The organism is Mycobacterium sp. ITM-2016-00317, from assembly GCF_002968295.1.
Lineage (GTDB): Bacteria > Actinomycetota > Actinomycetes > Mycobacteriales > Mycobacteriaceae > Mycobacterium.
Map to the genome: position 1 here is coordinate 2021540 of NZ_CP134399.1, position 19043 is coordinate 2040582.

A 19043-nucleotide genomic window follows, 5' to 3' on the forward strand; every position below is an offset into this window, starting at 1 on the left:
TCATACCACCACGACGGCCGGTTCCGATGGCGTCAGCCCGGTGACCGTGCGCCACGCCTGCGCCAGCAGTTCGACCGCCCCGACCAGCTCGGCGTCCGGCAATGCGTAAGGCACCCGGATGAAGCGTTCGAGCGTGCCGTCGACCCCGAAGCGCGGCCCGGGCGGGATCTCCAGTCCCAGCCGGGACGCGGCAGCCGACAGCGCCGAACTCATCGGTGCGGGCAGCCGCACCCACAACGACAGACCGCCGGTGCCCGGCGCCGGCTGCCAGTCCGGAAGGTGTTCGGCGAGCAGGTCCAGCAGCAGCGCCCTGCGTGCGCGCAGCAGCTCCCGGCGTTCGGGCAGGACCTCGTCCTCGGCGGCCAGAAGCCTTGCCGCGGCGAGTTGTTCGAGGATCGGGGTGCCCATGTCGATCGACGGGCGCAGCGCGGCGATGGTGGCCAGGGAACCGCGGTCGCCGCGGATCCAGCCGATCCGCAAGCCGCCCCAGAACGACTTCGACATCGAACCGACCGTGAGCACCAGATCGCGCCGGGTGGTCATCGACGCCGCGAACGGTGCGGGCACCTGCTCGTCGAGCCACATGTCGGTGATGGTCTCGTCGACGATGGTGCGGGTGCGCGTCTCGCGGATGATGTGCGCCAGCCGGGCGCGCCCCGCGGGCGGCAGTGTCATGCCGGTCGGATTGTGGTTGTCGGGGATCAGATAGGCCAGCGCCGGGGCGACCTGCCGGACCGCGGCCTCGACGGCGTCGAGTTCCCAGCCGTCGGGCGCCATCGCGACCGGGACGGGCCGCAGGCCGCGGGTGGCCATCGTCGCCAGAGCGCCGTGGTAGGTCGGTTGTTCGACCAGCACGCGGTCGTCGGGCTGGGTGAAGGTGGCCAGGATCAGGCCGATCGCGTGCAATGCCCCGGTGGTCACCATGATCTCGTCAGGTTCGGTCGGAAGTCCACGCGCGCAATATCTTTCGGCGATCGCCTCCCGCAGGGGAGGCACCCCGGCCAGCTCGATGCCGAACGCGTGCAGGTACGGGGTGAGCTGGCCGGAGGCCTCGGCGAAGGCCCGCGACACGATCGCGGCCGGTGCCGCGAGGGTGGCCGCGGCCAGATTGGCGGTCGGTGCGGCGACCGGCGCCGCCCGGCTCGGGCTCAGCGGAAGTGCGGTGGTGCTGCGGGCGCCGCGCCGCGCGTGGAGGTAGCCGTCATCGCGCAGCTGGGAGTAGGCCGACGTCACCGTGGTGCGGGACACCCGCAGGGTGTCGGCCAGCGCCCGCTCGCTGGGCAGCCGGGCCCCGACCGGGATGCGGCCGTCGACGATGAGTAGCCGGATGGCGTCGGCGAGACCGTGATACGCAGGTCCAGTACGACTGGATGTCCGCCAGTTGCCCAGCTCGCGGGCCAAAAGGTCCACATCGAGCGAGCGGTTCGCCATCGTCGCGGTCATTGCAGGCCAGTATTGCCCTACTGGCTATTGAAGAGCAAGCCAGTTGGCGCCGATCATTGGCCGCATGACGCACTGGTTATCCCGGCTGGGCCAGCGGCTGGCCGACCTGTACTACCTGCCGACGATGGGCGGCGCCCTCGACGAGCGCGACTCCGACGCCCGACGTCTGCGCAGCGATCTCGACGCGATCCGGATGCATTTCCCGGACCACGCGTAGTGCCGGCGCTGGGACGCGCCGCGCTACGCGGTGCGGCGCTACTGGCCGGGCTGTGCGGCTACGGGATCTCGATGGCGATGATGGTCCGCAGCGGCCTCGGTCTGGACCCGTGGGACGTGTTCCACCAGGGTCTGTCCGAACGGACCGGCATGACGATCGGAACGGCCTCGGCGGTGGTCGGGGTGGCGGTGCTGCTGGCCTGGATCCCGCTGCGCAACCGGCCCGGCATCGGCACCGTCGCCAATGTCGTGGTGATCGCGATCAGCGTCGACGTCGCGCTGATGCTGATCCCGACCCCGGCGTCGCTGCCCGTGCGCACCGCGCTGATGGTCGCGGCAGTGGTGCTCAACGCCGTCAGCACCGTGCTCTACATCGGCGCCGGGCTGGGCCCCGGTCCGCGGGACGGGCTGATGACCGGTCTGGTGGTGCGCACCGGCCGGTCGGTACGCACCATCCGCACCTCGATCGAGGTCTCGGTGCTGGCGGTCGGGTGGGTGCTCGGCGGGACCGTCGGGGTCGGCACCGTCGTCTACGCCCTCGGTATCGGACCGTTGGTACAGCTGTTCGTGCGGCTGACACCGCGGCGGATCCTGGCCGTCAGCGGTTGGGCCCCGGTGAGTTCGGCGCGCCGGGGCGCCGACGACGGGGAGCACACGCCGGTCACCGGCGTCGCCTGCGGTTGACGCGGCCGCGCCGACGTCCGCGGCGCACACCGCGGGCAGGGGCGGCCTGACTACGATGGTCGGGTGCCAGTCGACGACAGCCCCGATGCGGTGGCCGCTCCGGCGCCGGAAGCAGATCCCGACCTGCTGATCGACTTCACCGACGTCACGTTGCGTCGCAACGGCCGGCTGCTGGTGGGTCCGGTGACCTGGTCGGTGGAACTCGACGAGCGCTGGGTGGTCATCGGCCCGAACGGTGCGGGCAAGACCTCGCTGCTGCGGATGGCGGCCGCGATGGAGCATCCGTCCTCTGGCACCGCCTACGTGCTGGGGGAGCGGCTGGGCCGGGTCGACATGTCCGAACTGCGCGCCCGCGTCGGGCTCAGCAGCGCGGCGCTGTCGCAACGGGTGCCCGACGACGAGACCGTGCGCGATCTGGTGGTCTCGGCCGGCTACGCCGTACTGGGCCGGTGGCGGGAGAACTACGACGACATCGACTACGTCCAGGCCGTCGACATGCTGGAGAGCGTCGGGGCCGAACACCTCGCCGAGCGGACGTTCGGCACGCTGTCCGAAGGCGAGCGCAAACGGGTGCTGATCGCGCGGGCGTTGATGACGGACCCGGAACTGCTGCTGCTCGACGAGCCTGCGGCCGGGCTCGACCTGGGTGGCCGCGAGGAACTGGTGGCCCGGATGAGCGATCTGGCCGCCGATCCGGACGCCCCGGCACTGGTGCTGGTCACCCATCACGTCGAGGAGATCCCGCCCGGGTTCTCCCACTGCCTGATCCTGTCCGAGGGACACGTGGTCGACGCCGGGCTGCTCACCGACGTGCTGACCGCCGAGAACCTGTCGAAGGCGTTCGGGCAGTCCATCGCGCTGGACTACATCGACGGACGCTACTTCGCGCGCCGCACCCGCAGCCGCGCCGCACACAGGAGGCGTGCATGACCCCTCAGGACCCACTGGTGCCCCGCCCGGCCGCGACGGTGATGCTGGTGCGCGACACCCCTGACGGGATCAAGATCTTCCTGATGCGCAGGCATTCGGCGATGGACTTCGTCGCCGGGGTGATGGTCTTTCCCGGCGGCGGGGTCGACGACCGCGACCGCAATGCCGACATCGCGTGGCACGGTCCCGACCGCAACTGGTGGGCGCAGCGCTTCGGCGTGGACCCCGAACTCGCCGAGGCGCTGGTGTGCGCGGCGGCCCGGGAGACCTTCGAGGAGTCGGGCGTGCTGTTCGCCGGTGCGGCCGACGACCCCGACCTGCTCGTCGACGACGCGTCGGTGTACCGCGAGCAACGGGCCGCGCTGGAGGACAAGTCGCTGTCGTTCGGCGAGTTCCTGCGCTCGGAGAAGCTGATGCTGCGCGCTGACCTGCTGCGGCCGTGGGCGAACTGGGTCACGCCGAAGGAGGAGCGCACCCGCCGCTACGACACCTACTTCTTCGTCGGGGCGCTGCCGCAGGGCCAACGGGCCGACGGCGACAACACCGAGACCGACAAGGCCGGCTGGATCACCCCGCAGGAAGCGCTCGACGACTTCGCCGACGGGCGCAGCTTCCTGCTGCCCCCGACCTGGACCCAACTGGACGCGCTCAACGGTCGCACCGTCGCCGAGGTGCTCGCCGTCGAGCGCAGGATCGTCGCGGTGGAGCCGTCACTGGCCGCCGAGCAGGGCGGCAACTGGGAGATCGAGTTCTTCAACAGCGAGCGCTACAACGCCGCGCGCAACCGGCGGGCCCCGCAGGGATACACCGACGGGGCGCCACTCGCGTGACGGAGTTCGTCAGCACCGTCCTGGCGCCGGGCGACGGGCGCAGGATCGCGACGCTGCTGGTGTCGCGCCCGCCGACGAACGCGCTGACCCGCCAGGTGTACCGCGAGCTGGCCGAGGCCGCGACCGCACTCGGCGCCCGCGACGACGTGTCGGCCGTCGTGGTGTTCGGTGGGCACGAGATCTTCTCCGCAGGCACGGACATGACCGAGCTGAACACGCTGACCGCCGAGGAGGCCGTGGCCGCCGAACGGGTCTCCGGCGACGCGGTGGACGCGCTGGCCCACCTGCCGAAACCGACGGTCGCGGCGATCACCGGCTACGCGCTCGGGGCGGGGCTGACGCTGGCGCTGGCCGCCGACTGGCGGATCAGCGGTGACAACGTGAAGTTCGGCGCCACCGAGATCCTGGCCGGGCGTGCTCCCGCAGGCACCGGTGCGGTGCGTCTGGCCCGCGCGATCGGCCAGAGCAAGGCCAGGGACCTGGTGTTCAGCGGCCGCTTCGTCGACGCGCGCGAGGCGCTGCAGCTGGGGCTGATCGACGAGATGGTGGCGCCGGACACCGTCTACGACGCGGCCCTGGCCTGGGCGGGCCGGTTCGCCGACTACCCGGCCGAGGTGCTGGCAGCAGCCAAGTACTCGTTCACCCGCGATGAGAGCGCGGCCGCCGGCGGACGTTAGGCTGCCCTGCATGACAAGTTCCGATGTCACCGATCCCGCGCCGCAGCCCCGCGCGACCCAGGAGCAGGTCGAAGCTGCGATGCACGACACCAAGCTGGCCCAGGTGCTCTATCACGACTGGGAGGCCGAGACCTATGACGACAAGTGGTCGATCTCCTATGACCAGCGCTGCGTCGACTACGCCCGCGGCCGGTTCGACGCCGCGGTGCCCGACGAGGTGCAGCGGGAACTGCCCTACGACCGGGCCCTGGAACTGGGCTGCGGCACCGGGTTCTTCCTGCTCAACCTGATCCAGGCCGGGGTGGCGCGGCGCGGCTCGGTGACCGACCTGTCGCCCGGGATGGTCAAGGTCGCCACCCGCAACGGTCAGTCGCTGGGACTGGACATCGACGGCCGCGTCGCCGACGCCGAGGGCATCCCGTACGAGGACAACACGTTCGACCTCGTGGTCGGCCATGCGGTGCTGCACCACATCCCCGACGTGGAGCTGTCCCTGCGCGAGGTGGTCCGGGTGCTCAAGCCGGGCGGGCGGTTCGTGTTCGCCGGCGAGCCGACCACCGTCGGCAACCGGTACGCCCGCGAGTTGTCGACGTTGACGTGGCGGGTCGCCACCAACGTGACCAAGCTGCCCGCTCTGGCCGGCTGGCGCAGGCCACAGGCCGAGCTCGACGAGTCGTCGCGGGCGGCGGCGCTGGAGGCCGTCGTCGACCTGCACACCTTCGACCCCGCCGATCTGGAGCGGATGGCCGCCAACGCCGGCGCCGTCGAAGTCCGCACCGGCAGTGAGGAATTCACCGCCGCCATGCTGGGCTGGCCGGTCCGCACCTTCGAAGCGGCGGTGCCCCCGGGCCGGTTGGGCTGGGGCTGGGCGAAATTCGCGTTCGGTAGCTGGACGACGCTGTCGTGGGTCGACGCCCACCTGTGGCGCCACGTGGTACCGAAGGGCTGGTTCTACAACGTCATGGTGACCGGGGTCAAACCGTCGTAGAGTTCGGCCTCGGCGATGTCGCCTACCTGCGCAGCGACGCGGGCGGGGCTGCGTTGGCCGAGGTGTCCCGGTACCCGCTGACCGACACCTCGCTGGTGTCGGACATCGCTTTGGCCCGAACGCTTTTCGGTGACCGCACCGCAGTCCTGGTGGAAACCGTCAGGCTGCGGCGCAAAGCCGTCACGAAGTTCGCCGACGCCGACGGGTGGCTGTTCACCGACGACGCGCTCCAGCAGGCCACGGCCGCGCCGGTGGCCGAGCACCGGGCCCGCCGGCTGGCGGGCGCGGTCGTGCACGACGCGACCTGCTCGATCGGCAGCGAGCTTGTGGCGCTGCGGAACCGGGCGTCCTTCGTCATCGGTAGCGACATCGACCCGGTGCGGCTGGCGATGGCCCGCCACAACCTCGGCCCGACGGTGCCGCTGTGCCGCGCCGACGCGCTCGCGCCGGTCACCACCGGCGCGGTGGTCGTCGTCGACCCGGCGCGCCGCAGCGGGTCCCGACGCCGGTTCGACCCGCGCGCCTACCTGCCACCGCTGGACGAGTTGCTCGACGTGCTGTGCGACCGCGACCACGTCGTGAAGTGCGCTCCCGGAATCGATTTCGCGGTGCTGGCCGAACTCGGCTTCGAGGGCGAGGTCGAGGTGACCTCGCTGGGCGGAAGCGTCCGCGAGGCGTGTCTGTGGTCGCGCGGACTCGCCGATGGGGTGCGCCGCCGCGCGACCGTCCTCGACACCGGTGAGCAGCTCACCGACCGCGACCCCGGCGAGTGCGCGGTCGCTCCCGCGGGCCGGTGGATCGTCGACCCCGACGGTGCGGTGGTGCGTGCCGGTCTGGTGCGCCACTACGCCGCACGGCACGGGCTGTGGCAGCTCGATCCCGACATCGCGTATCTGTCGGGCGAGCGGTTGCCCGACGGCAGACGCGGCTTCGAGGTCCTGGAGCAGGTGGCGTTCAACGAAAAACAGCTTCGGCAGGCGCTTTCGCGCCACGACGCCGGGGCCCTCGAGATCCTGGTCCGCGGTGTCGACGTCGATCCCGATGCGCTGCGCGGCCGGCTGCGGTTGCGCGGGGCCGCGCAGGTGACGGTTGTCATAACCCGACTGGGTTCCGGGGTGGCAAGCCGGGCAACGGCATTCATATGTCGTCCGTCACGCTGATCGCTCACGTACCCTGTCCGTACCTGTTCGACCTGTATCGACCATTGCGCCGTACCCGCGAGGCGCCGACCACGAGGACGTCCCAACGATGCGCATCTTCGCTGCTGCTCTGACGGCTGCCGGTGTCTCGGTGGGCCTGCTGGCCGCACCCGGGGCCGCAGCCCAGTCGGCCTGTGCGGCTCTGGGCGGCACGGTCGATGCCGACCAGATCTGCCACGTCCACGCCGAGAAACCCGCCTACCGGCTGGATTACGCGTTCCCCGCCGACTATCCCGACCAGCAGGCGCTGGCCGACTACCTGACCCAGACCCGTGACGGGTTCGTCAACGTCTCGGAGATGCCGGGCTCCTGGAACCTGCCCTACGTCCTCGACGCCAAGGGCACCGGCTACCGGACCGGGCCCGACGACGGTGGCACCCGCAGCGTGGTGTTCGAGGTCTACGAGAACGTCGGCGGCGCACACCCCCAGACCTGGTTCAAGTCGTTCAACTGGGATGTGGCCGAGAAGGCGCCGCTCACCTTCGAGACGCTGTTCAAGCCGGACACCCAGCCGCTGGACGTCATCTTCCCGATCGTGCAGTCCGAGATCTCCCGGCAGCTCGGTGTCGACGCCCCGATCTCGGCGGCCGACGGGCTCGACCCGGCCAAGTACCAGGAGTTCGCCCTGACCGACGACTCGCTGATCTTCTACTTCGGCCAGGGCGAGATCATGCCCGGCGCCGGCGGGGCGCTGCAGGCCACCGTGCCGATCATGGCGGTCGAGGGCATGCTCGCCGACGGGGTCGTGCTCAGCTAGCGGTCGTCGACTGCTTGTCCTCGTCGCTGGCGCGTTTGTAGGTCTCCCAGAACGTGGCGTTCTTGATGTCGAGAGCCACCGGGTCGAACACCGGGTCCAGTCCCTGCTTCTTCTGCCTCTCGTAATCCCACAGCGCCTTGTAGGCGGGCTGCTGCAGGATCAGGATCCCGATGATGTTCAGCCAGGCCATCAGGCCGACCCCGATGTCGCCGAGCGTCCAGGCCTCCGAGGCGGTCGAGACGGCCCCGATGGTGACCGCCACCAGAATCAAGGCCTGCAGCAGCATCGTGGACGTGAAACCGACCGTACTGCGGATCCCCGGGATCTCGATGGTGGCGGCCCGGCCCAGCAGGAAGCGCAGGTTCGTCTCGGCCATGTAGTAGTAGGCGATGATCGTGGTCAGGCAGAAGAACGCCAGCGAGACCGCGATGAAGCTGGATCCGGCCCCGCTCCACAGCGTGTCGAAACCGACCTGGGCGAATGCCGGACCGACTTCGGCGTCCGCGGGCAGGATGTTGCCGCCCTCGCTGATCACCGCGCCGTCGGCGCTCTCACCCTCGAAGACCCGGTAGGCGCCGGTGGACAGGATAAGGAAGCCGGTCGCCGAACAGACGAACAGGGTGTCGACGTAGACCGCGAATGCCTGCACGAGGCCCTGCTTGGCGGGGTGGGACACCTCGGCCGCCGCCGCGGCGTGCGGGCCGGTGCCCTGACCCGCCTCGTTCGAGTAGATGCCGCGTTTGACGCCCCACATCACCGCCAGGCCGATGATCGCGCCGAACGCCGAGTCGATACCGAAGGCACTGGAGAAGATCAGCGACAGGATCGCCGGGATCTCCGAGGCGTTCACCAACACCACGACCAGCGCCAGCGCGATGTAGACGACGGCCATGAACGGCACCACGATCGAGGCGAAGGTCGCGATCCGCTTCACGCCGCCGATGATCACGAAGGCCAGCACGATCACGATGCCGACGGCCACCCACCACTTCGAGAAGCCCCACGCGGAGTTCATCGCCGACGCCATCGAGTTGGACTGCACACCGGGCAGCAGCAGACCCATCGCCACCAGGGTCACCGCGGCGAAGATGTAGCCGTACACCTTCATCGCGCCGGCCGCCGCGGTGTGGGACAACGCGGTGCTGAAGTAGTAGGCCGGGCCGCCGCGGTACTCGCCGGTGAGCTTGTCGCGGTCCTTGTAGATCTGGCCGAGCGTGCATTCGACGAACGACGTCGAGGCTCCGAGGAACGCGACCATCCACATCCAGAACAGCGCGCCCGGGCCACCGAAGGCGATGGCGGTGGCCACACCGGCGATGTTGCCGGTGCCGACGCGACCGGCCAGCGACATCGTCAGCGCCTGGAAGCTCGACACCCCGGAGGGCGATTTCTCGCCCCGCAGCATCAGCCGCACCATCTCCGGAATCTGCCGCACCTGCACGAAGCGGGACCTGATCGAGAAGTAGACGCCGGCGGCCAGGCAGAGGTAAACCAGGCTCTCGTGCCACACCAGGTCATTGACGGCGGCAAGAAATTCCGACACTCGTTTCCCCTCGTTCGACTTGTCGGTGTCTGCGGATCATCCGACTGTGAATGCTCGCACGGCTTCGTCCGCTCCGCATTTCCGACGGGAACGCCCACGTCAGGGGGATCAGGACGGGACGAACCCGTAGACCTGCCCGGCGCTGGTCGCGGCCACCACCCGCCGGTCGTGGCCGATGGACACCCCGACCGGCCATCCGTCCGCGTTCGGCAACGGGTGGGTGCCCAGGGTGGCCCCGTCGCCGAGGCTGAAGACCTGCAACGCCAGCCCGGACCGGTCCTCACCGTCGCCGTCGCGGACCACCGCGTAGCCGACGCCGGCCAGGCTTGAGGTGGTCAACGGCTCGACCTCGTCATGGGTCCAGAGCACCTCGCCGTCCTCTGCGGTGTCGCGGACCGCTGTCAGCCGGGCTCCCGGTCCGCCCCCGGCCACGATCATCCCGCCGGGCGTCACCGACGGCGGGGTCTGGGCCAGGTAGCCCAGCGGCACCGACCACTTCGGGCTGCCGTCGTCGGCGTTGATCGCCCACAGGCTCTCGTCGCGGCCGTTGACGTAGACCGTCGACCCGTCCGCCGAGATCACCGGGCTGGCCAGCGGGCCGCCGCCGACCGCGTCACTGGTCCATTCGCGGGTGAGCTGCGGGGTCTGCCCGGGGTTGTACCGCAGCCCGACCAGCACCGGCTGCTCCGCGTCGGGCTCCCACAGCGGCACCACCACCATGCCGGTGGCCTCGGAGTACGCGGGCGCGGCGGCCACCGGGCAGCGCGGACCGGCCGCGCGGCAGTCGTCGAGGCCGCGTTCGGAATCGGTCGGGTCCACGCCGGCGACCAGGTCGAGCGTCGTGCCGGTCACGGTGCCGCGATGGGCGTCGAATACCAGCACCTGACCCAGGTGGGTGAGCACCAGCAGCCGCCCGGGATCGAGGATCCGTGCGGTCATCGGCATCCCGATCACCAACTGGCGCCAGCGGATCCACTGGGTGGCCGGGAAGGACATGATCAGCCCGGGCTGACCGATGTAGAGATTGTCGAACCCGTCGAACAACGGGCTGGCCATGGCGCCGCCCTGCACCAGCCGGGTGCACCAGCGCTGCCTGCCCCGGTTGTCGGTCTCCCACACCATCAGCGAACAGCCCGCCTCGGTCTGACCGTTGACCGCCAGATAGTTGCCGGAGCCGAGGGCCACCTGCGCGCCCAGTTCGCCCTTGACCGATCGCGTCCACTCCAGGCGCAACGCGTCGGCCCCTGCGACCGGGGAGGAGCTGCTGTTCGCGGCGTCGGCGTACTGGGCCGCCCAGCCGGTGGCCGCGCGGGCCTCGACCCAGGAATCGGTGTTGCCACAGCCGGTCAGCGCACCTGCGACCAACGCCGTCGAGGCCAATGCGAAGATTCGCCGGAGCACGGGATCCCTTCTGGTCGCGGTGTACGTCGAGCCCAGGTGAGGGTAACCGTTGACCCCTTCGGGGGGCATGAGCGGAGCGACCCGGGAATGTCTCGGGCGGACGCGTAGGCTTTCCGGCCATGACAACGATGTGGGGAGCGCCGCTGCACAAACGCTGGCGAGGATCGCGTCTGCGGGACCCTCGCCAGGCCGACTTCCTCACGCTCGCCTCGCTGAAATGGGTGCTTGCCAACCGCGCCTACACCCCGTGGTACCTGGTGCGGTACTGGCGGTTGCTGAAATTCAAGCTGGCCAACCCGCACGTGATCACCCGGGGCATGGTCTTCCTCGGCAAGAACGTGGAGATCCAAGCCACCCCGGAGCTGGCGCAGATGGAAATCGGCCGCTGGGTGCACATCGGCGACAAGAACACGATCCGCTGCCACGAGGGTTCGCTGCGCATCGGCGACAAGGTGGTGCTGGGCCGGGACAACGTGATCAACACCTACCTCGACATCGAGCTCGGCGACTCCGTGCTGATGGCCGACTGGTGCTACGTCTGCGATTTCGACCACAAGATGGACAGCATCGAACTGCCGATCAAGGATCAGGGCATCGTCAAGAGCCCGGTGCGGATCGGGCCGGACACCTGGGTCGCGGCCAAGGTCACCGTGCTGCGCGGCACCACCATCGGCCGCGGTTGCGTGCTGGGTGCCCACGCGGTGGTCAAGGGGGAGATCCCGGACTACTCGATCGTGGTCGGCGCCCCGGGCAAGGTCGTCAAGAACCGCAAACTGTCGTGGGAGACCTCGGCGGCCGAGCGGGCCCAACTGGCCGCGGCACTGGCCGACATCGAACGCAAGAAAGCCTCCCGCTAGCTCGCCGAAAGCTCAGCGGTCGGGCAGCGGCCGTTCCACGATCGGCCGTCGCGGCTGCGGCCTGCGCTCGGCGCGTTTGGCGGCCAGGTAGACCTGCGCGGTCTCGGCGGCCACCGTGTGCCACGCGAAATCCGATGTCAGGCGCTCGCGCGCGGCGACCGCCCGCCGCTGGGCGCCGGCCGGGTCGTCGAGCAGCGTGCGCACCGCGGCGGCCAGCGCCGGCACGTCGCCGGCCGGATAGGACAGACCCGTCACACCGTTGATGACCGCCTCGCCGAGCCCGCCTGCGGTCGAGGTCACCAGCGGGGTGCCGGTCGCGGCGGCTTCGAGGGCCACGATTCCGAAGGGTTCGTAATGCGACGGCAGGACCGCCGCGTCGGCCCGGTGCAACAGCTGCAGCAGCTCTGCATGATCGACGCGGCCGATGAAATTCGTCGCCTTGAGCACCTTGTGCTTACGCGCCTGCGCGGTCAGGAAGTTCAGCTGGGTGCCGTCGCCCGCGATCGTCAGTGTGGTGCCGGGGTGGCCGCGGCGGATGCGCGGCAGGGCGGCGATGGCGTCGTGCACGCCCTTCTCGTACTCCAGCCGGCCGAAGTACAGCAGCTCGGGCGGCCCGATGCGCGGCCGCCGAGCCGCGAACGGCCAACCGTCGGTGTCGATCCCGTTGGGGATGACCGAGATCTCGGCGATCTCCGGACCGAACAGCGTGGTGATCTCTTCACGCATCGACGCCGAACACGTGATCAGCGAATCCGAATCACGCACCAGCCACGACTCCAGCGCGTGCACCTGGCGGCTGACCGTGCCCGAGACCCAGCCGGAGTCCAGGCCCGCCTCGGTGGCGTGGATCGTGGAAACCAGTGGGACGTCGAAGAACTGGGCAAGTGCGACGGAGGGCTGGGCGACCAGCCAGTCGTGTGCGTGCACGATGTCGGGCCGCCAGTCGGCCAGCACCAGGCCGGCCCGGACCATCGCGTGCCCCATGGCCAGGGTCCAGGCCATCATGTCGGTGCCGAAGGTGAACTCGTGCGGATCCTCGGCGGCCGCGATCACCCGCACGCCTTCGCAGACCTCGTCGGTGGTCGGATGCGTCTGCGGGTCGGTACCGGTGGGGCGACGGCTCAGCACCACGACCTCGTGGCCGGCCAGGGCGAGCTCGGTGGCCAGGTGGTGCACATGCCGGCCCAGCCCGCCGATCACCACCGGCGGGTACTCCCACGACACCAGCAGGATCTTCATCTTCATCCGGCGGGCAACCTCCGTGCGTCCAGTGCCCCGAACAGTCCGTCGGCGCGGTTCCAGCTCTCGGCCAGTTTCTGCGCCTGTTCGCTGCGGCCGGAGGCCACCGCCGCCGACATCTCCCGCGTCGCATGCGCGTGCAGATGGGCCCGGTAGCGCGCGTACTCGGCGGCCGAATCCTTGCTGACCATGAACGGCCAGTCGCTGGATACCGTCAGCAGCGTCTCGCGCAGGATCTGATCGGCGACGAAATCCCTTGGCACGGCGGCATCCACCGAAGCAGGGCGGGCCAGCGCCTTGTCCACGGTGCTCAGCGCGGTCTCGACGACCTCGTTGTTGAGCTGGACCAGGTCGGCCACCTTCTCACCCGACCACACCTGCCAGTCCTTGCCCGAACCCCAGGAGCTGGGCGGCAGTTCCACGGGCGCGCCGACGTAGCCCTGGCTGATCGCGTCCGAGAGGGTGCCGACCTGCACCCCGGCGGCGGGCAGGGCCCGCAGCACCCGCTCCAGCCAGACCGGGCCCTCGTACCACCAGTGGCCGAACAGTTCGGTGTCGAACGCGGCGACGACGTGCGCGGGCCGTCCGATGCGCTCGCTCTCGTCGCGCAGGCGTCGGCGCACCGTCGCGACGAAATCGGCGACGTGCAGGTCCACCGCGGCGTCCGCGCGCGCCGGGTCGTAGGGCGCCTTGTCCTCCGACGGCACGTTGCGGCCGGTGACCCGCGCCGGCTTGAGGCCGGTGGCGTGGTCGTAGGTGTGGAAGTCCCGGTAGGCGGCATGGCCGGGATAGCCCGACTTCGGCGACCAGACGCGGTAGCTGACCTGGAGGTCGCGACCGAAGGCCACGACGTTCGAGTCGCCGACCGGCAGGCCCAGCGCGGTGTCACCGCGCAGCGACGGGCCGTCGACCATGAAATGGCTGACTCCCGCCGCGGCGTAGCCGGCCTCCATGCCGGGTGCGTAGGCGCATTCGGGCGCCCAGATGCCTGTCGGCGCATGGGCGAAGCGGTGCGCGGCGTCGGCCAGGCCCTCGCGCAGCGCGAACTCGCGCAACCGCGGGTTCAGCAGCGGCTGGAACGGGTGGGCCAGCGGCCCGCCGAGCAGTTCGACGATCTCGCCGTCCAGAAGCTCGCGCAGCACCGGGGCGGCGCCGTGGCGCCACAGCGTGTCGAACTCGTCGAGCTCCCGCTGGGCTTCGATGTACTCGCGGGAACCGAAGCGGCGCAACGCCTCCGGTTGGGAGGCGGGGCAGGAGCCGGTCGCCGTGCGGGCCGTCGCGGCCTCCAGCGCGCGCAGCTGCCAGTTGGCCAGCCAGTGCTGCAGCCCCTGCAGGCAATACGGGTCGTCGAGCTGGGCGGCAACCACCGGCGTGACACCGAGGGTGAGCAGGTGGCTGCGGTCCTCGGCGGCCAGCGTGCGCAGCACCCGCACCAGCGGCAGGTAGCACGCAGACCACGACTGGTAGAGCCATTCCTCGCCGACCGGCCAGCGGCCGTGGTGGGCCAGCCACGGCAGGTGGGTGTGCAGCACCAGGGTGAACAGCCCGGGGACGGGCTCCGGTGCTCCGCCGTCCGGCGCTCTGCCCTCCGGTGAGCTCACGGACGCACCGCGATCGCCACCAGATCCAGACTGTCGTCGATGTGCCTGCCGGGCACGTCTGCCGAACCCGGCACCAGGTCGAAGTCGTCGATGGTGACCGACTCGATGTCGGCCAGCAGGTCGGCCGGCCACGGCGCGTCGGCCAGGGCCCGCTCGATCTGCGCGTCGATGACCGATCCGCCGTGCCGGGCGTCGATCTCGGCGAGGCGCGGGCCGTGATAGACCCCCAGCATCGCCTCCATCGCGAACCCGGCCGTCTCCAGCAGTTCGGTCAGCTCGGCGGCGTTGAGCTCGCGGGTGTGGAACGGGTTGACCGGCGTGTCCCGCCCGGGGGAGAAGGTGATGCGGTTGGGCGTCGACATCAGCAGCACCCCGCCGGGGCGGAGCACCCGGGCGCACTCGGCGGCGAACTGGCCCTGATCCCACAGGTGTTCGATCACCTGGAAGTTGACCACCACGTCGACAGCGCCGTCCGGGAGCGGGAGCTGGGCGAGGTTTCCGTGGCGCATGTCGACGCGGGGATAGCGGGCGCGCACGTGCGCCACCGCGGACTCGTCGTAGTCGAGGCCGACCACGGACCGGGCGACGTCGGCGATCAGATCGGCGCCGTAGCCCTCGCCGCTTCCGGCCTCCAGCACGTCGCGGTCGCGGCACCGCTCGACCAGCCTGCGGTAGACCACCTCGTGGCGACGGAACCAGTAGTTCTCCTCGGCCACGCCGGGGACGGTCCGCTCACCGGTCAATGCCATCGGTGCGGGATCGCCGGCGGGACCGTCGGTAACAGATGCGCTCATTGCAAGGCAGGCTAACCCCTAACCGGCCGATGGCGAACTCTTCGTGAGCGCCATCGGATCGCCGTGCCGGTCGATCGCAAACTTCGACCGGCTATGGTGTTCGTGCGACGCACTCCAAGTTACCGGCTGGTAACATCGTGGTGCCTGCGTGAAACGTGGTATGGCGGGTCGACCACCGGCCCCTTTCGAGGAGGACGAACCAGAGTCATGACGAACATCGTGGTCCTGATCAAACAGGTCCCTGACACATGGTCTGAGCGCAAACTGTCCGAGGGCGACTACACCCTGGACCGCGAAGCCGCCGACGCCGTGCTCGACGAGATCAACGAGCGTGCCGTCGAGGAAGCGCTGCTGATCAAGGAGCGTGAGGGCGGGGACAGCACCGTAACCGTGCTGACCGCCGGTCCCGAGCGCGCCACCGAGGCGATCCGCAAGGCGCTGTCGATGGGCGCCGACAAGGCCGTGCACCTGGTGGACGAGGGCCTGCACGGCTCCGACATGGTGCAGACGGGCTGGGCACTGGCCCGCGCGCTGGGCACCATCGAGGGCACCGAGCTGGTCATCGCCGGCAACGAGGCCACCGACGGCACCGGCGGCGCCGTGCCGGCCATCATCGCCGAGTACCTCGGCCTGCCGCAGCTGACCCACGTGCGCAAGCTGAGCGTGGAGAACGGCAAGGTCACCGCAGAGCGTGAGACCGACGACGGCCTCTTCACCCTGGAGGCCTCGCTGCCTGCCGTGGTGAGCGTCAACGAGAAGATCAACGAACCCCGCTTCCCGTCCTTCAAGGGCATCATGGCCGCCAAGAAGAAGGAAGTCACCAAGCTGACCCTCGCCGAGATCGGCGTGGAGAGCGACGAGGTCGGCGTGGCCAACGCGGGTTCGAAGGTGCTGTCCTCGACCCCGAAGCCGCCCAAGACCGCGGGCGAGAAGGTCACCGACGAGGGCGACGGCGGCACGAAGATCGCCGAGTACCTGGTTTCCCAGAAGATCATCTAGAACTTCCCATCGACCGACAGACATAGAGGCAAACAGAACCCATGGCTGAAGTACTTGTGCTCACCGAGCACGCTGAAGGTGCGCTGAAGAAGGTCACCAGCGAACTGATCACCGCCGCCCGCACGCTGGGCGAGCCGGCCGCCGTCGTGGTCGGCAAGCCCGGCACCGCCGAAGGCCTGATCGAGGGCCTGAAGTCGGCCGGCGCGGCGAAGATCTACGTCGCCGAGTCCGATGACGCCGAGAACTACCTGATCACCCCGTACGTGGACGTGCTGGCCTCGCTGGCCGAGACCGCGACGCCTGCCGCGGTGCTGCTCGCGTCGAGTGCGGACGGCAAGGAGATCGCGGGCCGGCTGGCCGCCCGGATCGGCTCGGGCATCCTGAGCGACGTCGTCGAGGTCCGTGAGGGCGGCAAGGGCATCCACTCGATCTTCGGTGGCGCGTTCACCGTCGAGGCCGAGGCCGTCGGCGACACCCCGGTGATCACCGTGCGTCCCGGTGCGATCGAGGCCGAGCCCGCCGCGGGCGCCGGCGAGGTCGTCAACGTCGAGGTGCCCGCCCCGGCCGAGAACGCCACCAAGATCACCTCGCGTGAGCCCGCCGTGGCCGGTGACCGTCCGGAACTGACCGAGGCGACCGTGGTCGTCGCGGGCGGCCGCGGTGTCGGCAGCGCCGAGAACTTCAACATCGTCGAAGAGCTCGCCGACTCGCTGGGCGGCGCCGTGGGCGCTTCCCGTGCCGCGGTCGACTCCGGCTACTACCCGGGCCAGTTCCAGGTGGGCCAGACCGGCAAGACCGTGTCGCCGCAGCTGTACATCGCCCTCGGTATCTCCGGGGCGATCCAGCACCGCGCCGGCATGCAGACGTCGAAGACGATCGTCGCGGTCAACAAGGACGAGGAAGCGCCGATCTTCGAGATCGCCGATCTCGGCATCGTCGGCGACCTGTTCAAGGTGACGCCGCAGCTCACCGACGCGGTCAAGGCTCGCAAGGGCTGATCTCCGCCCACGTTCGTCAGAAAGGCCCCCATCCCGACACGGGATGGGGGCCTTTCGTCTGACCGGACACCCCAACCGTCACCCAGCGCTCACTGACACGTCACGCGGCGCTTGCCGGCCCGCCGGACGGCTCGGCGACCGTGCAGCTATGAGCACTGCCTGTGTACTCATCGCCAGCGAAAGACCGGACCTCAGCGCGGTCCCCGACGATCCGACCGCCCCTCCGCGGTATTCGATGCTGCTGAGCACCGACGCCGACGCCATCGAGGCCGCCCAGCGGCTGCGCCACGACGTCTTCACCACCGAGCCCGGTTTCACCCTCGACGCCGACGCCAACGCCGGCCCCGAAGGCCGCGACGCCGACCGGTTCGACGAATACTGCGACCACCTGCTCGTGCGCGACGACCGCACCGGCGAGCTCGTCGGGTGCTACCGGATGCTGCCGCCACCGGCCGCGATCGCCGCCGGCGGGCTCTACACCGCAACCGAATTCGACATCACCGCGCTGGACCCGCTGCGCCCGTCGCTGGTCGAGATGGGCCGCGCCGTGGTGCGCCGGGACCACCGCAACGGCGCGGTGGTGCTGCTGATGTGGGCAGGCATCCTGGCCTACCTCGACCACAGCGGTTACGACCACGTCACCGGATGCGTGTCGGTGCCGGTGACCGACCCGGCGGGGGTGTCGGCGCCGGGCAGCGCGCTGCGGGGTGCGCGACTTCGTCAACCGGCGGCACGCCGCACCCGCCGAGTACACCGTGCGCCCCTACCGGCCGGTGATCGTCGACGGCCGCAGCCTCGACGACATCGCACCGCCGGCCCGCGTCTCGGTCCCCGCGCTGCTGCGCGGCTACCTGCGGCTCGGCGCCCAGGTGTGCGGCGAACCCGCGCACGACCCGCAGTTCGGCGTCGGCGACTTCCCGGCGCTGTTGGACAAGAGGCGAGCCAACACCCGCTACCTGCGTCGGCTGCGCTCGGTCGGGGCGGCCGCCGCGCTCCCGGATGGGGCGCGGGCGTGACCCCGGCCCGCAACGCATGGTTGCCTGCGGCCACCTGCGGGGTCGACTGCCTCGATGCCGGTGCCCTGTCCCCGGGCAGGCGCGTCGCGGTCGGTGCCCGGGTCGCCCTGCGTGCCACCCTGACCGTGCTGCTGCTGCCGACGCTGCCGCTGCTGGCGGTCCCGCTGCCCGGACGGACCCGCGTGCAGCGCAGCTACTGTCGCCTCGTGCTGCGCTGCCTGGGCATCCGAATCGCCGTGTCCGGCGGTCCGATTCGCAACGTGCCGGGGGTGCTGGTGGTCAGCGGCCACGTGTCCTGGGTCGACATCTTCGCGATCGGGGCCGTGATGCCCGGAGCGTTCGTCGCGAAGGCCGAGATGGTCGGCTGGCGGGGGTGGGGCACCCTGGCACGGATGCTGAAGGTCATCCCCATCGAGCGCGACAACCTGCGCAGACTGCCCGAGGTGGTGGCCGCGGTGGCCGACCGGCTGCGCGCCGGGCGCACCGTGGTCGCGTTCCCGGAGGGCACCACCTGGTGCGGACTCGGCTACGGACCCTTCCGCCCGGCGATGTTCCAGTCCGCGATCGACGCCGGACGTCCGGTGCAGCCGCTGCGGCTGAGCTACCACCACCGCGACGGCAGCCGATCCACCGCGGCGGCCTACATCGGCGACGACTCGCTGCTCACCTCGATCCGCAGGCTGGTCACCGCACGGCGCACCGTCGTGCACGTGTACGTCGATTCCCTGCAGCTGCCGGGCACCGACCGGCGCGAGCTGGCAGCCCGCTGTGAGGCCGCGGTCAGGGGAGTCACCGACGCGGCCGGCGCCGCCCGCGCGCGCCGCGGCGAGGGCCACGCGCTGGCGGCCTGAGCGCGATACGGGGGAGAAGC

General features: G+C 70.4%; 18 protein-coding genes and 1 pseudogene. 13 read left to right on the top strand and 6 right to left on the bottom strand.

Annotated features, from left to right (window positions below):
- Window positions 1-1443, bottom strand: coding sequence for a PLP-dependent aminotransferase family protein (locus C6A87_RS09620; protein ID WP_311117028.1), 1443 nt, complete (start codon window positions 1441-1443; stop codon window positions 1-3).
- Between the two features lie 64 nt (window positions 1444-1507).
- Between C6A87_RS09620 and C6A87_RS09625 the strand changes: the two genes are divergently transcribed.
- The 8 genes from C6A87_RS09625 to C6A87_RS09660 all read left to right on the top strand — a co-directional run bounded on the left by C6A87_RS09625 (window position 1508) and on the right by C6A87_RS09660 (window position 7724).
- The gene (locus C6A87_RS09625; RefSeq protein ID WP_311117029.1) at window positions 1508-1660 is read left to right on the top strand and encodes a hypothetical protein; all 153 of its coding nucleotides are present in this window, start codon (window positions 1508-1510) and stop codon (window positions 1658-1660) included.
- Window positions 1660-2343 carry a YitT family protein gene (locus C6A87_RS09630; RefSeq protein ID WP_396837032.1) on the top strand — a complete coding sequence of 228 codons (684 nt, stop codon included), beginning with the start codon at window positions 1660-1662 and terminating at the stop codon, window positions 2341-2343. The genes C6A87_RS09625 and C6A87_RS09630 overlap by 1 nt, the downstream gene beginning before the upstream one ends.
- A gap of 63 nt (window positions 2344-2406) precedes the next feature.
- Window positions 2407-3273: an ABC transporter ATP-binding protein gene (locus C6A87_RS09635; protein ID WP_396837033.1), complete on the top strand. Its 867-nt coding sequence runs from the start codon at window positions 2407-2409 to the stop codon at window positions 3271-3273.
- A complete protein-coding gene (locus C6A87_RS09640; protein ID WP_311117030.1) occupies window positions 3270-4103 on the top strand; it encodes an NUDIX hydrolase in 834 nt (277 codons plus the stop codon). Before C6A87_RS09635 ends, C6A87_RS09640 begins: the two co-directional genes overlap by 4 nt.
- Entirely contained in the window at window positions 4100-4780 is a 681-nt protein-coding gene (locus C6A87_RS09645) for an enoyl-CoA hydratase (protein WP_311117031.1), read from the top strand. Before C6A87_RS09640 ends, C6A87_RS09645 begins: the two co-directional genes overlap by 4 nt.
- Before the next feature lie 10 nt (window positions 4781-4790).
- Window positions 4791-5768 carry a methyltransferase domain-containing protein gene (locus C6A87_RS09650; RefSeq protein WP_311117032.1) on the top strand — a complete coding sequence of 326 codons (978 nt, stop codon included), beginning with the start codon at window positions 4791-4793 and terminating at the stop codon, window positions 5766-5768.
- A complete protein-coding gene (locus C6A87_RS09655; protein WP_311117033.1) occupies window positions 5702-6928 on the top strand; it encodes a THUMP-like domain-containing protein in 1227 nt (408 codons plus the stop codon). The genes C6A87_RS09650 and C6A87_RS09655 overlap by 67 nt, the downstream gene beginning before the upstream one ends.
- 88 nt (window positions 6929-7016) lie before the next feature.
- On the top strand, window positions 7017-7724 hold the full coding sequence (locus C6A87_RS09660) for an esterase (protein ID WP_311117034.1): 708 nt from the start codon (window positions 7017-7019) through the stop codon (window positions 7722-7724).
- Here C6A87_RS09660 and C6A87_RS09665 read toward each other — a convergent pair.
- Window positions 7717-9267, bottom strand: a complete 1551-nt coding sequence (locus tag C6A87_RS09665; protein WP_311117035.1) for an alanine/glycine:cation symporter family protein — start codon at window positions 9265-9267, stop codon at window positions 7717-7719. The two genes, C6A87_RS09660 and C6A87_RS09665, sit on opposite strands and share 8 nt — an antisense overlap.
- A 108-nt stretch (window positions 9268-9375) precedes the next feature.
- Window positions 9376-10668 (bottom strand): PQQ-binding-like beta-propeller repeat protein, encoded by a 1293-nt coding sequence (locus tag C6A87_RS09670; RefSeq protein ID WP_311117869.1) that lies wholly within the window; start codon window positions 10666-10668, stop codon window positions 9376-9378.
- Between the two features lie 119 nt (window positions 10669-10787).
- On the opposite strand from C6A87_RS09670, the gene C6A87_RS09675 reads away from it, so the two are divergent.
- The gene (locus tag C6A87_RS09675) at window positions 10788-11525 is read left to right on the top strand and encodes an acyltransferase (protein ID WP_003928718.1); all 738 of its coding nucleotides are present in this window, start codon (window positions 10788-10790) and stop codon (window positions 11523-11525) included.
- Window positions 11526-11537: 12 nt separating this feature from the next.
- On the opposite strand, the gene C6A87_RS09680 is transcribed toward C6A87_RS09675, so the two are convergent.
- Genes C6A87_RS09680 through C6A87_RS09690 form a run of 3 tightly spaced genes read right to left on the bottom strand, consistent with a single transcriptional unit; the run spans window position 11538 to window position 15159 of the window.
- On the bottom strand, window positions 11538-12764 hold the full coding sequence (locus C6A87_RS09680; RefSeq protein ID WP_311117870.1) for a glycosyltransferase family 4 protein: 1227 nt from the start codon (window positions 12762-12764) through the stop codon (window positions 11538-11540).
- A gap of 2 nt (window positions 12765-12766) precedes the next feature.
- Window positions 12767-14365 (bottom strand): glycoside hydrolase family 57 protein, encoded by a 1599-nt coding sequence (locus C6A87_RS09685; protein WP_311117036.1) that lies wholly within the window; start codon window positions 14363-14365, stop codon window positions 12767-12769.
- Window positions 14362-15159, bottom strand: a complete 798-nt coding sequence (locus C6A87_RS09690; RefSeq protein WP_311117037.1) for a class I SAM-dependent methyltransferase — start codon at window positions 15157-15159, stop codon at window positions 14362-14364. Before C6A87_RS09690 ends, C6A87_RS09685 begins: the two co-directional genes overlap by 4 nt.
- Window positions 15160-15366: 207 nt before the next feature.
- Between C6A87_RS09690 and C6A87_RS09695 the strand changes: the two genes are divergently transcribed.
- From C6A87_RS09695 to C6A87_RS09710, 4 genes and pseudogenes are all read left to right on the top strand, one after another.
- Window positions 15367-16158, top strand: coding sequence for an electron transfer flavoprotein subunit beta/FixA family protein (locus tag C6A87_RS09695; protein WP_311117038.1), 792 nt, complete (start codon window positions 15367-15369; stop codon window positions 16156-16158).
- Between the two features lie 41 nt (window positions 16159-16199).
- On the top strand, window positions 16200-17156 hold the full coding sequence (locus tag C6A87_RS09700; RefSeq protein WP_311117039.1) for an electron transfer flavoprotein subunit alpha/FixB family protein: 957 nt from the start codon (window positions 16200-16202) through the stop codon (window positions 17154-17156).
- Window positions 17157-17304: 148 nt separating this feature from the next.
- Window positions 17305-18172, top strand: a pseudogene (locus C6A87_RS09705) (GNAT family N-acetyltransferase).
- Window positions 18169-19023 carry a lysophospholipid acyltransferase family protein gene (locus tag C6A87_RS09710; protein ID WP_311117040.1) on the top strand — a complete coding sequence of 285 codons (855 nt, stop codon included), beginning with the start codon at window positions 18169-18171 and terminating at the stop codon, window positions 19021-19023. The pseudogene C6A87_RS09705 and the gene C6A87_RS09710 overlap by 4 nt, the downstream one beginning before the upstream one ends.
- The last annotated feature ends 20 nt before the right edge of the window (window positions 19024-19043 follow it).